Raw genomic sequence first — 14,263 nt, forward strand, 5'->3', positions numbered from 1 at the left:
ACCGTGACAACGTCCTGAAATAGCCGTGTGTCTATTGTTTGTCCGCCCTAGAGTGGCAAGCATACCAAACTCTGTGCTCCGCTTCGCTTGTCGGGCACCGGTAACCGAATAAAAGACACAATAAAAACGGGACAGCTATGTACGCAGTGATAGGGGCCGGCCCCATGGGCCTGGCCACGGCCAGGAACCTGAAGAAATACGGTATGCCTTTTGTCGGTTTTGACCTGAATACCGATGTGGGAGGCTTGTGGGATATCGATAACCCGCACAGCACCATGTATGAATCGGCGCATCTGATCTCGTCCAAGACGATGACCGAGTTCAAAGAGTTTCCCATGGCCGATGATGTGGCCACTTACCCCCACCATCGCGAGATGAAGCGTTATTTCCAGCAGTATGCCGCCCATTTCGGCCTGTATGAGCACTATGAATTTTCCACCCGGGTGGTTCAGGTGCTGCGCGATGGTGATGAGTGGCTGGTAACCACCGAGGCGAAAGGGGAAGAGCAATGCCGCCGCTTTACCGGTGTGCTGATTGCCAACGGCACCTTGCATACGCCGAATCTGCCCAACCTGCCGGGCCGTTTTGATGGCGAATTGATGCACTCCAGTGAATACCGGCATCCCTCCTGTTTCGATGGCAAACGGGTGCTGGTGGTGGGCTGTGGAAATTCGGCCTGTGATATCGCCGTGGATGCGGTGCACCGGGCCGCCAGCGTGGATATGTCCGTACGCCGGGGTTATTACTTCCTGCCCAAGTTTATTGGCGGTAAGGCCACCGATTCCATTGGTGGCAAAATCAAGTTGCCCCGTGCGCTCAAACAAAGGGTAGATGACCGACTGATCCGCATGATCATCGGCAAGCCCAGTGACTACGGGTTGCCGGACCCGGATTACAGATTGTATGAATCCCACCCGGTGGTTAACTCACTGGTGCTGCACCATATAGGCCACGGGGATATCACGCCGCGGGGAGATATCTCCGCCGTTTCAGGAAATACCGTTACCTTCGTCAATGGACAATCGCGGGATTATGACCTGATTCTCATGGGCACCGGTTACAAGCTGGATTATCCCTTTATCGATCCTGCCGAGCTCAACTGGAAAAACAGCGATGCACCGCAGCTTTATCTCAATGTGTTTCATCCCGAACACCGTAACCTGTTCATGATGGGGATGGTGGAAGCCGCCGGCCTGGGTTGGGAGGGGCGTAACGAGCAGGCAGAAATGGTCGCCCTGTACCTTCGTGCCCGTGAGCAGAAGAGTGCCGCCGCCGCAGCCCTGGAAGAAACCGTACGCAAGGAGGCGGAAAAAAATCTGGATGGCGGTTACGCCTACCTGAAATTGGCGCGCATGGCGTACTACGTCAACAAGGATTGTTACCGCAAGGCCGTGAACGGCCACATCTCAGCCCTGAAAAAGGAGGCATGAGATGGAGGTTCACTTTGGAAGTGAAAACTTACTGATCCTGAATGTCATCCTGGCGTTCATGATGTTCGGTGTTTCCCTGTCACTCACCGGCGATGATTTCCGACGCGTGCTCAAGCGCCCGGATGCACCCATCGTCGGGCTGCTTGCCCAGTTCGTGCTGTTGCCTGCCGCCACCTGCCTGACCACCTGGTACTTCAATGTGGATCCGGAACTGGCGTTGGGCATGATCCTGGTGGCGTCCTGCCCCGGCGGCTCGTTTTCCAACATCATGACCTGGCTGGGGCGGGCCAATGTGGCGGTTTCGGTGAGTATGACGGCGGTCTCAAGCCTGGTGGCGATTGTCATGACGCCGTTCAACTTTTCCCTGTATGGCTGGCTGAACCCGATTACCCGACCCATCCTCACCGATATCCAGATGGACAGCATGAACATCCTGATTCTGGTGGCGTTGGTGCTGGGCCTGCCGCTGTTGGTGGGCATGTTGATGGGCAAGGCGTTTCCCGTGTTTGCAGAAAAAGCCCAGAAGCCCATGCGCTATATTACCTTGCTGGTGTTGTTGCTGTTCGTGGGTGTGGCGTTCGGCAATAACATGGATGTGTTTCTGGCCACGGCGAACCGTATTGTCGGGCTGGTGGTGCTGCAGAATTTTCTGGCGTTGGGGATTGGTGCCCTGGCCGGGGCGATTACCGGGCTGCCCCGGGGAGACCGGCGGGCCATCACCATGGAAGTGGGGATCCAGAATTCCGGCCTCGGGCTGGCCATTCTGTTTACCTTTTTCCCTGACGCCAGCGAAATGATTTTGATCGCGGCGTTCTGGGGTGTCTGGCATCTGATCAGTGGGCTGCTGCTGGCCTGGTGGTGGTCGCGCAGCCCGGCGCAGGAGGATGTATGCCGCGAAGGATCCTGATCACTGGCGCCGCTGGCTACCTTGGTAGCCAGCTGGCCCGGCAATTACAGCAACATCACTATGTGGTCGGAGTGGATATCCGTGAGGACGAAAGCGCGGATTTTCCGTTCTACCAAATGGATATTCGTGATCCAAAAATCGGCACGTTGATGAAAGAGCACGGTATCCACCAGGTGGTGCATCTGGCCGCAGTGCTGGAAGACTCCGGTGACCGCGAGCGGGACTTTGATATTGATGTAAATGGTACGCGCAATGTGCTGGATGCCTGTGTGGCCAGCGGCGTTGAGCAACTGGTGGTGACCAGCTCCGGGGCGGCCTACGGCTACTATGCTGACAACCCCGCCTGGCTGGATGAGCAGGATCCCTTGCGCGGTAATCCGGAATTCCCCTATTCGGATCACAAGCGTCAGGTGGAAGAATTGCTGGCGGATTATCGGGAAAAGTTTCCCGTCTTAAAGCAGCTGGTGCTGCGTCCCGGCACCGTGTTGGGCGCGGAAACGCGCAATCTGATTACCCGCCTGTTTGAGGGCAACCGTCTGCTGGCGGTGGCCGGTTCACCGTCTCCCTTTGTCTTTATCTGGGACCAGGATGTGGTGGGTATTATCGAACAGGGAGTCAATCAGGATCGTAGCGGTTGTTTCAACCTGGCGGGTGACGGCGCCTTGTCCATTGATGAACTCGGCGACTTGCTGGGCAAGTCGGTGATGCATGTGCCGGCCTGGTTGATCCGCAGTGGATTGTGGATCGGGAATCGGTTGCGGCTGACCCAATATGTGCCGGCGCAGGTGAATTTTCTGCGCTACCGGCCGGTGCTCAGTAATCGCCGGTTGAAAGAAGAGTTCGGCTATATTCCCCGCAAAACCTCCGAACAGGTATTTCGTTTCTTCATGGCTGCGGCCCGGCAGCGGGGGCAGTTATGAAAACCGTATTGATTACCGGTGCGGCTTCCGGGCTGGGGTGGGCCTTGTCTCGACAGGCGTTTGCGCTGGGGCACCGGGTGATCCTGGTGGACATGAACGCTGCTTTGCTGGCATCGCGAGCCGATACGCTGGCCGCTGACGATCCTGCCCGGGTCACGTTTCGGGAGCTGGACGTAACGGATGGCGATGCCGTGCAGGGGTTGGTGAATTGGGTGCAGGACAACGAGCCCGCACTGGATATATTGGTCAATAACGCGGGCATTACGCACCGGTCGCTGGCGGAGAAAACCCGCATGGCGGTTTTCCGTAAAGTCATGGCGGTGGATTGGCAGGCACCGGTAGAGCTGGCGATGGTTTTTTTGCCGCTGCTGAAAAAAAGCCGTGGCGGCATTATCAATATTGGTTCCATGGCGGGCTGGATGCCGGTGTTGGGCCGGGCTGGGTACTGCAGTGCGAAAAGTGCCTTGAGCCAGTTCTTTGAGGTGTTGCGCGGCGAAGTGGCCCGTGATGGCGTCCATATTCTGATGGCCTACCCCAGTTTTCTGGATACCCCGATTGAAACCAACGCTCTGGGGCATGATGGCCGTCCGGCCAGCCATAAACGCTCCATGGTCGGCGATATGCGCAGCCCGGAATGGATGGCTGAATTGGTGTTCGAGGCCTACGCAAAGAAAAAGAAACGTTTATTCCCGGACCGCTTCACCTGGTTTGCCAGCTTGCTCTGGCGGCTGTTGCCGGACCTTTATCAGCGCATGATGCAGCGTAAATTTGCCAGCGAACTGAACCAGTAGGAGCCCCCGTGACGGACCTGATGACTCTGCCCTGGCTGTTGCTGGCGCTGTTTATCTTTTTTGCGTTTACCACCGAGGCCATGACCGGTTTTGGCAGTATCGTGATTGCGATTTCCCTGGGGGCGTTGTTCCTGCCGATCCCGGAAATCCTGCCGGTGCTGGTGCCGTTGAATATCGTCATGAGCGCCACCCTGAGCTGGCGTCATCGCCAGCATATTCACTGGTCCACCTTGTGGCGGTTGATTCTGCCGCTGATGGTGTTGGGCACGCTGACCGGCTACGGGTTGCGCCCGTGGATGGGCGATCAGTTACTGAAAAATGGTTTCGGGCTGCTGGTGGTGTGGTTCAGCAGCCGTGAGTTGTGGCGTATGTGGAAGGGGATCGAGATGGCACCTCATGGTGCCTGGTGGTCCCGTTGCTGGATGTTCGTGGCAGGGATCACCCATGGCTTGTTTGCCTCCGGTGGGCCGCTGCTGGTGTATGCCCTGAGTGGCCTGTCACTGGAAAAGAAAGCCTTCCGTGCCACCCTGATTCTGGTCTGGCTGTCGCTGAACAGCCTGCTCACCGTGGTGTTCCTGATCGACGGCACTTTGCTGCCGGCAGCCCCGCGTATCGGTTTGCTGGTACCTGTGGTTATCGCGGCCATCCTGTTGGGAGAGTGGTTGCATCACCGGGTGAATGAAGAGCGTTTCCGCCAGGCGGTGTTTATAGTGCTTTGGTGCACCGGGCTGATTCTTGCCTGGCCGGGGTGAGGTTTTAGCTACGAGCTACGAGCCTAGAAGCTAGAGGCTCGTAGCTGTCTCTTGGACGTGGTATTCATGTGATTCCTTGTTCGCAGGTATTCAGGAGCGCTCATGTCCACAGTGGAAATTCGCCCGGTTACTGGTATTGCCGTCGAGCCCTGGCTGGATGCACTGGCGCAATTGCGTATTGCGGTGTTTCGGGATTACCCCTATCTCTACGACGGGGATCTGGATTACGAGCGCCGTTACCTGGACCGCTATGCCCAGTCTGACCGTAGCGTGTTTGTGCTGGCGCTGGAATACAACCGGCTGGTTGGTGCGGCGACGGCGCTACCGCTACGTGAGGCGGATGAAGAGTTCCAGGTGCCGTTCCGGCAATTGGGTGCCGAGCTGGATTCGGTGTTCTATTTCGGAGAGTCGGTGCTGCTCAAGCCCTATCGGGGCGAAGGCGTGGGGCACCGCTTTTTTGATCTGCGCGAGCAATACGCGGCGGATTTCGGGTTTCGGCATACCGCCTTCTGTGCAGTGACGCGGGAGGAGGCACACCCTGCTCGCCCTGCGGATTACCAGCCGCTGGACAGGTTCTGGCGCGCGCGGGACTACTTCCCGCAGAACCAGCTTGTGGCCCATTTCGACTGGACTGATGTGGGCGACAGTGCCCCCAGCCGCAAGGCCATGCAGTTCTGGTTGCACTCTCTGTAGGTTGTTCTGGTCTGCAGGGTGCTCTGGCGTGAGCGCGCTATCCGCAATGCCATCATCATCCTTCCACGGGCGTTGTTTGCGCTGGCTGTCGCCGTCCTGGTCGCTGGCTGACCTGGACGGGCTCGCTGAAAGCGCAGAGCAGGAAAATATAACAAGCCTGCACTGCGTTTTTTGGGCTGGTCTTACCGTGCTTTCACGTGGCGGCTGATTCGTCCAGCCACCGCTGTACTCGTGCGTAGGTGCGGGTCTCCTCAATCATGGTCATGTGGCCCATCTGGTAAAACTGTTCCCGGGTAAGGTGATCCGCTTGTGGGTAGAGCTGGTTCGCCAGGGCGCTGTCGACGGTCACCAACCAGTCGCCTCGGGGCTGGGCGTGGCCGGGCTCGCTGACGCTGCCGGCGATAAACAACTGCTGTACCTGCGAATCCAGCGGCACCTTGCTGGTGGGGCGCGGGTCGTCCAGCGGGCGATCCCGCCACTGGTCTTCCAGCACGTAGCCAAAGCGCAGGTCCCGGATGCCGTCTGAGCGCAGGTTGGCCAGGCGCATCAGGGGGCGGGAGTAGGGTGTGCGGCCCAGCAGGCGGTTGGCTTCGTTGCCGAACCGTTCCAGCAGGGCGCCTTGATGGGGAGAACCGAGACAGGCCAGATGGCTGACCCGGTTGACCCAGCTGTCTTCCCGCTCGCGTCCTTGATGCAGGGCACTGCGCGCCACCAGGCCGCCCATGGAGTGGCCGATCAGGATCACTCGCTCAGGCAGCGCCGTGTGGGCCAGCAGCCCGGCCAGTTTGCGGCCATTGTCGGAAATATGCAGGCCGGTGTTATAGCGCAGGTAGCGAATATCCGCGTTGTGATGCTGGCGTGCCCATTGGCAGAAGGCATCAGTCGCGGGGCTATTCCAGCAGGCTTCATTCATGCACAGCCCGTGCAGGAAGATGACCAGGGTGTCGGCCTCCGGCGCCGGCGGGGCTTTGGGGAGCAGTGTCATGGGCAGGGCATAGCGATTGTTCTGTTCGACCAGTAGCTGCCCGAAAATACCGTTGATGATGCTTTGCAGGTCCAGGCTGTCGCGCAGTTCCCGTTGCGGATCGGCAAGCAGGTCGGCCATGCCGGCCAGGTTGCCGGCCTGGCGAAAGCCGTAGCGGACCAGGTTGTAAACCATGGGGGCGGGGGTGTAATCGTGGCCGCGCAGGCTGAAGGGGTTGGCTACAGCGCCGTGAATATCCTGCACGACCTGGGTGATCTCATTGCCAAAACGGGTCACCAGCTGCGCCAGGCCGCCCACGTTCCTTCCCATGTTATGGCCTGCCTGTCTGCCCAGTTTTTTCATTTGTTCTCCTTGTTATGGGAGCATTTTACCCGGCTGGGGACGTTGATAAAGGAAAAAACGTTATGCCTGTGGGTGCGCATCCATCTGTAACTCTTCGTAAAATGGCTGCTAAATGTGCGAATCCACTTGGTCAAGTGCCAAGAACATGCTTAGAGTGCTCACTGTCCGAATCAGTTAATTCAAGGAGTGATTCTATGCGTACTTTCGGTAAAGCGGCATTGGCCGCCATTTTCGCCTCTTCTGCCCTGCTGGCAGCCTGTGATGCCAACGATGGTCCGGTTGAGGACGCTGGCGAGAAGGTAGACAAAGCGGTAGAAAACATCACCCCGGATAGCCAAGGGCCGATGGAAGAAATGGGCGAAGATATGGATAACGCCTATGACAACGCCAAAGACTCTGCCGAAGACATGAAGGATGCTGCCCAGCAGTAAGCCTGTCATGCAGTGAGCGCACCGCCTTTGGGCGGTAGCGGCGATAAGCAAAACCCCGGCCCTGTGGTCGGGGTTTTGTCGTTATTGGTTTGCAACAGTCTGTCAGGGATGTGCCGCCAGCGGGCAATGGCTTAACAGCTGTTTCAGGGCGTCAGCTTCCTGGAGCGTGACCATCAATTGGTAGCGTTGCTTGATCCGTTCCCATTGCTGGCCGTATTCGCACCAGTAGCGACGGTTGTCGGGAAGCCACTGGTCCGGGCTGCGGGCGCCTTTGCTGCGGTTGGCGCTGGCGGATACCGGGATCAGGTTGTCCGGATCGTTGGCAAATTGTCGGCGCAACCGTTCGTCCCACTGGTCGCCGCCGTGGCCGTGGGCATGGCGCAGGGGGACAAAATGATCCATATCCAGATCGCCGGCCCGGGTGAAGGTCTGGTGGGTGTAGGGGTCGTACCAGCGGCCGCTGGCCACGGTGCAGTGATCCGGGCCGGTGAAGGTCACGGCTATCTGGCTGGTGGCAATCAAGACTTCAGCCCGGGTGTCCTGACAATCCTGGTCTGCATCAATCCAGTGGGGCCAACGGTCCCGGTCATAGAGTGTGCTGAACGCGCGTTGTGCGTCGTCGGCATCCTGCTCGGCCTGTTGCTGTTGGCGGTGCAGGGTGAAGCAGGGTTCGCGGTGGCAATGGTAGTCGCCGCTGCGTCGGTCGGTGTGTCCGCCTTGTTGATCGAGGCCGCCGGGGTGGGCCTGAAGGGGCGCTGCGGGGGCAAGCAGGCTGAGGCATAGCAGGAGCGTAAAAGGGCGAGGGAACAAAGGGCTATATCCTGTCTGTTGTGGCGCAGGAGAATAAGACATTCATGCATTTTTTTGTAGGTTAAAGAGTACGCCAATGGGAAGTGTGAACTGGTTCCAATGGCTGTATCAGGAAGATACAAAACGGCTACGTGGCTACACGGAAATCGGACGGTTTTGTTCTGGGGTGGGCAGGGTTGCATCGTTAGAGTTAGCGGTGCCGGGCTGAATCTGTTTCACAGCGGCGTCGGCGTTCACTTTTTATGCATTGTCTTTGAGTAGTGGCTATGCAGGAGTTGCAGTTTATGGGGACACAGCAGGGCGCGGGAAAATGGCGCCAGCAGGAGTTGGGGCTGGAGGCTGTGGAGACACGGCTGCAGGCCCTGCAGGAGTACCTGGCCGTTTACCGGGCCAGCTTTGCCTCGTCGGGCAGTGCGGATAGCCATGCCCGGGTGCGGGTGCTGCGCCGGGATGTGTCTCGTCTGCGGGCCTGGGGCTGGTACCTGATGGCGTGCCGCGATGGGGCTCGCTGGTTGCCTGTTGTGCAGTGGTTGGCGCGGGTCTTCTCTGTGCTGGTGGTGCCGCAAAAGCATCGTTCCCGGCGCCAGCAGCGCACGCGTACCATGCGGCACCTGTCCAGTTACAGCCTGGTCGAGCGCGCCTATGCGGCCCAGGAAGATGATATTCAGGGGCGCTTGCTGACCTTGCGCCTGGCGCAACGTCAGAACCCCAATGACCTGCGGGCCCGGCAAATCAAGGGGCTTGAGCGTCAGGTCGATGATGTGGTGTTGCTGCGCTTGGCCGGGTTGCCAGAAGCCCGGCAGCTCACGGTGATTTGCCATCTGCTGACGTGGACCATGGCCCTGCGTTACTGCCTGGGCCTGCGGTTGCCGTTGGCCGATGTGGCAGACCGTTAATGCAGGCAATGACGATGTTGTCTCCAGCACTGGATAGTTTGCCGCGGGTTTTTACCCTCTCGGATCTGAAGCAGCTGCAACCGGAGGAATCTGGCGGCGCGCTGGATACCGTGCTGCGCTGGCTTGAAGCCGGAGTGGTCAAGCAGGTGGCGCCGCCGCGCCCGGTATTCTACAAGGTGATACTGGGCGAGCCGCTCACCGATGAAGACCGGTGTCGGGCATTGCTGCGGGCCTTTCCGTCGCTGGTCATGGTGGCGGGGTCGGCATTGTGGCGGCAGGGGTTGAGCCGTCAGCAGGACAGCGTGCTGGAATGCTGCGTGGCAGAAACCGAGCTAAGCTGCCACCTGCCGGATGTGCGCCTGCACTGGCGCCCGCCGGCCTGGTGGTCGGTGATTCGTCGAGCCGGGGGAATGGCCGGCGATTACCACGGTGTGCCGATGCTCAATGCGGAGCTGGTGCTGGCGGATGCGTCTACGTTTGCCGGTGTCTGGATGCCGGATCGCGAATCGGTGGATTGGGATCGTTTGTCCACGGCACGTCTCAGCGAAGCCAGCGACTATCTGCGCGAGCTGCGTCCTCGCTGAGCCTGGTTACCTTGACGGAAACTCCCTGCTGCGATTAAATGAGAACCATTATCATGATAATGGTTTTCTCCCTATGCTGGTTGCCGTTCTGGCCACACTTGCCAGTGTGTTGCTGTTTTACCTGTCGGATCGCCAGCAACGCTGGCTGGATCAACCCCTTCCTGTTTTTAGCCGTTTAATCGCCTTGGCCATGCTGGCCGGGGGGCTGTGGCTGTTATCGCTACAGCTGGGCGTCAGTGTGGGCCTGTTTGTGGGGTTGTGGGTGTTCACGTTGCCAGCCTTGCTGCTGCCGCTGCTGGTCAGCCATTACCGCGATAGCTATCAGCGCCGGGGAGGCAATCGATGAGAGCTTTTTTGGCGTTTTTGCTGAGCCTGCCCTTGTCGGTAATGCTGATGGGATTGGTGGCGGCGGCGGTACCGGTGCCCTGGCAGTCATGGCTGGTATTGCAGTTGTTGGGGGTGACCCTGTTATGGATGCTGCTGGTCGTTCTGGTGGCGCTGCCTGAGCGTACCTGGCCTCCACTGGTGGCGTTGCTGGTAATGAATGGGGTGGCCTGGATGGCGCTGCAAACCACAGCCTTGTATGGGGGTGGCGCATGAAGGGAGGTGGCGCATGAAGGCGGACCGTTTGCGACGTTTTATCGACCTGCATGCCTGGCTGGGCATGGCCAGTGGCCTGGCCCTGTTTGTGGCGTTTTTTGCCGGCGCCCTCAATGTGTTCCATCACGAGCTGCACCACTGGCAGACGCCGCAGGCCACGGAGGCGGCATCGCAAGATGCCATCGATGGGCAGGCGTTGCTTGCCCGTGTTACCGACCAATACCCGGATGCGCGCAAGCGCCTTTTTTTCCTCCCGGAGGAAGATCCGGCGGTAATGTGGTTTCAGTCCAGCGATGCTGGTGCGGGGGAGTGGCTTACCGCCCATGCCACGGATTTCGACGAGGCGGGCAAGTATGTTGAAAAGCCTCGTTCGGCACTGGCGGATTTTATCAACCAGCTGCATTACCAGTTAGCGATTCCCGGTGGCGGCCTGCCCATCAACCTGGGCATGACCTTTATGGGGCTGATCTCGATACTGTACGGCGCTGCCCTGTTCACCGGCCTGGTGATTCATTGGCCGAAACTGCGCAAGGAATTTTTTGCCCTCAAGCATGAGGGCAACATGCGCCGTTACTGGAAGAACATGCACAACCTGATCGGTGTGGTCAGCTTGCCCTTCCACTTGATCATGTCGGTGACCGGCGCCGCCATGGGCGCCTTTACCCTGGTGGCAGTGGTGCTCGGTACCCTGGTGTTTGGCCCGCAGCTGCGCGGGGTTATTGAAGAGGAAACGGCGGTATGGCCCCCGGTGCAAAGCCAGGGAGAAAGCGTTGCCATGGTGCCGATGGCGGATTATCTGTCTGCTGCGGCCGATGCCTTGCCTGAAATGAGCGTGGATTGGGTGGAAATTCGCGGTTATGGCGATGCGGCCGGCTGGGTGGATGTGGCCGGATCTGTGCCCGGATATGTGGGGCATCACGCGCATGTGGTGCTGGACCCTGCGATGGGTGTCTTGAACGTGATCGCTCCGGGGCAGCGCAGCCTGAACTTTGATTCGTTCTCGCCGGTGTACTCCCTGCATTTTGGCGATTACGGCGGGATGCTGGTGAAATGGCTGTACTTCGCCATGGGCTTGCTGGGGGCGTTGTTGTTTGTGTCCGGTAATGTGCTGTGGTGCGAGCGTCGCAGTGATCGCCAGGGGCCAAGCCGTGGATCGGCATTTCTGTTGCGCCTGACCCTTGGGCTTTGTTTCGGCGTTGTGATCGGCGTGGCGTGCAGTTTCCTGGTCAGCAAGGGGCTGCCGTATACGCCCTGGGCTGCCTGGGTGGCCACCGCAGAGCGAGCCATTTGTGGTGTGGTCGTCGTGCTGCTGGTGTTGTGGAGTTTGCGTGCCTCGCCGCTGCGGTTCAGTGGCCTGATGCTTACGGTGGCGCCGTTGTGTTACCTAGCGGTGCCGTTGTTGCAGGTGGTGCTGGAGGGTGGTCACGCTCTTGAAGCCGATAACCTTTTGATCAACGGTCTGTTGCTGCTAGTGGCGTCATCCCTGTGGGTGGTGCGCCGCCAGTTTCGCAAGCGTGTGCGTCTGGCTGAGCCCCATCCGCTCTGGGTGGGCAAGGTGACGCAGGGGCACCCCAAGCACCTTACCGAAACGGAACGGGAAGCGGTGAGCTGATTTGGTTGGCGTGTTGCATGGTACGTGAACCGTATTGCGGCCGCAGAGCGGCATAAAAAACGGCGCCCGAGGGCGCCGTTTTTTTGTGACGTTACGGTCTCTGAAATCAGAAGCGGTACGTCGCCTGCAGGGCCAGACCGTGAGCGCTGTTTTCGAAATCGGCGCTGTAGCTATCCTGCGACACGCGGCCTTTCTCTTCATTGATGTAGGCGTAGGCTGCATCAAAGGTCAGGTCAGCGGTGGGACTCCAGCCGGCGCCCAGGGTGTAGATATCACGATCGCTCACCGGGATGCGCACGGTGCGGTGGGCATCGCTGGTGGGGGATTCGTCGCTGGCGTAGCCGGCGCGAATAACCCACTTCGGGTTCAGTTGATAAGCACCGCCAACGGCGAAGGACCAGGTGTCCTCCCAGTTCAACTCTTCGGTGATGGTGCCAAAGTCAGGCGCATAGGCAGTATTGACGCCGCTGTTCTGTACTTCGATACCTTCCAGGCGGCTCCAGCGCGTCCAGGTGGCGCCGATATACAGATCAAGATCATCGGTTGCCTGAAAGCTGACAGAGGTGTCGACAGACTCCGGCATGGTGATGTCCAGTTCCGCATCATATTTTCCGTTCAGGCCGGGGGTGCCAGCAGGAAACATGGGGTTAGGTGGCAGTGCGCCAAGGGTGCCGTTGCCTCCGGAGACCTTAGTGTCGCCTTCTAGGGAGAACTTTGTCTTGGAGTGGTAGGTGAGGCCCCAATCTAGGCGGTCATTCACGGCAAAAAGCACGCCTAAATTATAGCCGTAGGCAACGTCATCACCTTCAATTGCCACTTCAGCATCACCGGAACCGGTAACGCCTAATGGAGGGATGCTGCCGTTTGGAACATTGCTGGTCAGCTCCCCATCGATATGGTTGATGGTGGGGCCAAACCCGATGGAGAAGCTGTCGTTAAACGCGTAGCTCAATGTTGGCTGAATGGTGACAACCTGCACCATGCTTTTCAGGCCTTCGTAACGACCCTGCCAGCCGTTCTCGTAATCGCTTTCCACGCCGAAAGGGGCGTACAGGCCGATGCCGGCATGCCATTTCTCGTTCAGGGGAGTGACATAGTAACCGAAGGGCACGGCGGTGAAGGGCACCATGTCGCCATCGTTGGTGCCGGGGAAGGCGCCTTGAGCATCACTAATGTCAGTGCTGGCATCAATGAAGGCCAGGCCGCCGCTCACTTCGGCGCGGTCCAGGCGGCTCATGCCGGCAGGGTTGCCGTACAGAGTGCTGGCGTTGATGGCGGTAGAGGCGCGGCCTGCGTAGGCAGAGCCGGCGCTGCTGGCGCTTTGTTCGTTCAGAGCCAGGCCATTGGCCATCACCTGGGTGGACGCAGCAGCAATCGCGGCTGCCAGCACGGCTTTGTTTGAATACTTCATGATAACTTTCCCGAGTTATGATTTTGCCGGCGCAAGTTAACATTCAGTCACAAAATATTACAGGCTGTTTATCGTCATAAGTGACCATAAATCGTGCAAAAAGCGACTATTTTCGGGAAACAGGATGTTTATTGACGTGAAGGGGATTCATGGATGAGCGGTGTGTTTACCTTGGCGGCGCGTAGAACTGCCCTTGCGGTACAGCCTGCTGGCCACCCCTGGAAGGGGCGGCCAGCCGGTCGCTGTCAGTGGGCTATTTCCCTTCGGTGAGGGTGCTGTAGCTGGTGATCAGGTTGCGATAATCGGGGATGTGGTTGGAGAACAGCGCCCCCAGCCCTTCGATATCATTGCGCCAGTCACGGTGTAGCTCGCAGGCGGCGCCGAACCAGGTCATCAGTTGGGCACCGGCAACGCTCATCCGTTCCCAGGCCGCATCGCGGGTCATTGGGTTAAAGGTGCCGGAGGCATCGGTAATTACGAACACCTCGTAGTCTTCTTCCAGTGCAGAGAGTGCGGGGAACGCTACGCAGACCTCGGTAACCACGCCGGCGATGATGAGTTGCTTCTTGCCGGTGGCCTTTACTGCGGCAAGGAAGTCTTCGTTATCCCAGGCATTGATCTGTCCGGGGCGGGCGATATAGGGCGCATCGGGGAACATCTCCTTGAGTTCTGGCACCAGTGGACCGTTGGGGCCGGTTTCAAAGCTGGTGGTGAGGATGGTCGGCAGTTCGAAGTACTTGGCCATGTCGGCCAGTGCCAGCACGTTGTTCTTGAACTTGTCCGGATCAATGTCGCGAACCAGTGACAGCAGGCCGGCCTGATGGTCGACCAGTAGTACCGCTGCATTGTCCTTGTCGAGTCGCTTGTATTGCTTGCCCATGGTCTTTCTCCTGCGAGTGATGGGTGGCGTTCACCGCCACCCGTTGGTTGAAGGTTGCTTGATTGGTCAGGCCGGGATCTGGCCAAAATTTCCGCTCTGGAAATCGCGTATGGCCTGTTGAATCTCTTCCCGGGTGTTCATCACGAAAGGACCGTGACCCACCACGGGTTCATTCAGTGGTTCACCAGCAATCAGCAGCAGATCGCTGTCCGCCTCGGC

At 58.9% G+C, this 14,263-nt stretch carries 17 protein-coding genes; 12 read left to right on the forward strand and 5 right to left on the reverse strand.

The annotated features are described in order from the left end of the window. Positions 1-137 precede the first annotated feature (137 nt). From COA55_RS15810 to COA55_RS15835, 6 genes are all read left to right on the forward strand, one after another. The gene (locus tag COA55_RS15810; protein ID WP_290502925.1) at positions 138-1,430 is read left to right on the forward strand and encodes an NAD(P)-binding domain-containing protein; all 1,293 of its coding nucleotides are present in this window, start codon (positions 138-140) and stop codon (positions 1,428-1,430) included. A 1-nt stretch (position 1,431) separates the two neighbouring features. Continuing rightward, positions 1,432-2,337, forward strand: coding sequence for a bile acid:sodium symporter family protein (locus COA55_RS15815; protein ID WP_063539261.1), 906 nt, complete (start codon positions 1,432-1,434; stop codon positions 2,335-2,337). Beyond that, entirely contained in the window at positions 2,319-3,257 is a 939-nt protein-coding gene (locus tag COA55_RS15820; protein ID WP_290502926.1) for an SDR family oxidoreductase, read from the forward strand. The genes COA55_RS15815 and COA55_RS15820 overlap by 19 nt, the downstream gene beginning before the upstream one ends. Continuing rightward, positions 3,254-4,048: an SDR family NAD(P)-dependent oxidoreductase gene (locus COA55_RS15825; RefSeq protein ID WP_290502927.1), complete on the forward strand. Its 795-nt coding sequence runs from the start codon at positions 3,254-3,256 to the stop codon at positions 4,046-4,048. The genes COA55_RS15820 and COA55_RS15825 overlap by 4 nt, the downstream gene beginning before the upstream one ends. 8 nt (positions 4,049-4,056) lie before the next feature. Beyond that, positions 4,057-4,800: a sulfite exporter TauE/SafE family protein gene (locus tag COA55_RS15830; RefSeq protein WP_290502928.1), complete on the forward strand. Its 744-nt coding sequence runs from the start codon at positions 4,057-4,059 to the stop codon at positions 4,798-4,800. Positions 4,801-4,902: 102 nt separating this feature from the next. After that, positions 4,903-5,493, forward strand: a complete 591-nt coding sequence (locus COA55_RS15835) for a GNAT family N-acetyltransferase (protein WP_082872537.1) — start codon at positions 4,903-4,905, stop codon at positions 5,491-5,493. A gap of 193 nt (positions 5,494-5,686) precedes the next feature. Here the strand turns inward: COA55_RS15835 and COA55_RS15840 are convergent, their stop codons facing one another. Beyond that, positions 5,687-6,820: an alpha/beta fold hydrolase gene (locus tag COA55_RS15840; RefSeq protein ID WP_063539262.1), complete on the reverse strand. Its 1,134-nt coding sequence runs from the start codon at positions 6,818-6,820 to the stop codon at positions 5,687-5,689. Between the two features lie 194 nt (positions 6,821-7,014). On the opposite strand from COA55_RS15840, the gene COA55_RS15845 reads away from it, so the two are divergent. Then, positions 7,015-7,251 (forward strand): hypothetical protein, encoded by a 237-nt coding sequence (locus COA55_RS15845; RefSeq protein ID WP_063520878.1) that lies wholly within the window; start codon positions 7,015-7,017, stop codon positions 7,249-7,251. Between the two features lie 102 nt (positions 7,252-7,353). Here the strand turns inward: COA55_RS15845 and COA55_RS15850 are convergent, their stop codons facing one another. After that, positions 7,354-8,061: a YHYH domain-containing protein gene (locus COA55_RS15850; RefSeq protein WP_290502930.1), complete on the reverse strand. Its 708-nt coding sequence runs from the start codon at positions 8,059-8,061 to the stop codon at positions 7,354-7,356. A 284-nt stretch (positions 8,062-8,345) separates the two neighbouring features. Here COA55_RS15850 and COA55_RS15855 point away from each other — a divergent pair, with 284 nt between their 5' ends. From COA55_RS15855 to COA55_RS15875, 5 genes are all read left to right on the forward strand, one after another. Beyond that, a complete protein-coding gene (locus tag COA55_RS15855; protein ID WP_063520843.1) occupies positions 8,346-8,957 on the forward strand; it encodes a hypothetical protein in 612 nt (203 codons plus the stop codon). Continuing rightward, a complete protein-coding gene (locus COA55_RS15860; RefSeq protein WP_063537532.1) occupies positions 8,957-9,541 on the forward strand; it encodes a hypothetical protein in 585 nt (194 codons plus the stop codon). Before COA55_RS15855 ends, COA55_RS15860 begins: the two co-directional genes overlap by 1 nt. A gap of 73 nt (positions 9,542-9,614) precedes the next feature. Then, positions 9,615-9,887: a hypothetical protein gene (locus COA55_RS15865; protein ID WP_063521479.1), complete on the forward strand. Its 273-nt coding sequence runs from the start codon at positions 9,615-9,617 to the stop codon at positions 9,885-9,887. Then, positions 9,884-10,141: a hypothetical protein gene (locus tag COA55_RS15870; RefSeq protein ID WP_290502931.1), complete on the forward strand. Its 258-nt coding sequence runs from the start codon at positions 9,884-9,886 to the stop codon at positions 10,139-10,141. The genes COA55_RS15865 and COA55_RS15870 overlap by 4 nt, the downstream gene beginning before the upstream one ends. 13 nt (positions 10,142-10,154) lie before the next feature. Beyond that, a complete protein-coding gene (locus COA55_RS15875) occupies positions 10,155-11,753 on the forward strand; it encodes a PepSY-associated TM helix domain-containing protein (protein WP_290502933.1) in 1,599 nt (532 codons plus the stop codon). A 106-nt stretch (positions 11,754-11,859) separates the two neighbouring features. Here the strand turns inward: COA55_RS15875 and COA55_RS15880 are convergent, their stop codons facing one another. From COA55_RS15880 to COA55_RS15890, 3 genes are all read right to left on the reverse strand, one after another. Next, positions 11,860-13,164: an outer membrane protein transport protein gene (locus COA55_RS15880; RefSeq protein WP_290502934.1), complete on the reverse strand. Its 1,305-nt coding sequence runs from the start codon at positions 13,162-13,164 to the stop codon at positions 11,860-11,862. 253 nt (positions 13,165-13,417) lie between these two features. Further along, positions 13,418-14,044, reverse strand: a complete 627-nt coding sequence (gene ycaC / locus COA55_RS15885; protein ID WP_290502935.1) for an isochorismate family cysteine hydrolase YcaC — start codon at positions 14,042-14,044, stop codon at positions 13,418-13,420. Positions 14,045-14,110: 66 nt separating this feature from the next. Continuing rightward, positions 14,111-14,263: pirin-like C-terminal cupin domain-containing protein (locus tag COA55_RS15890; RefSeq protein WP_290502936.1), on the reverse strand; the 153-nt coding region annotated here is incomplete at its 5' end.

This window comes from Alcanivorax sp., from assembly GCF_002733835.1.
Lineage (GTDB): Bacteria > Pseudomonadota > Gammaproteobacteria > Pseudomonadales > Alcanivoracaceae > Alcanivorax.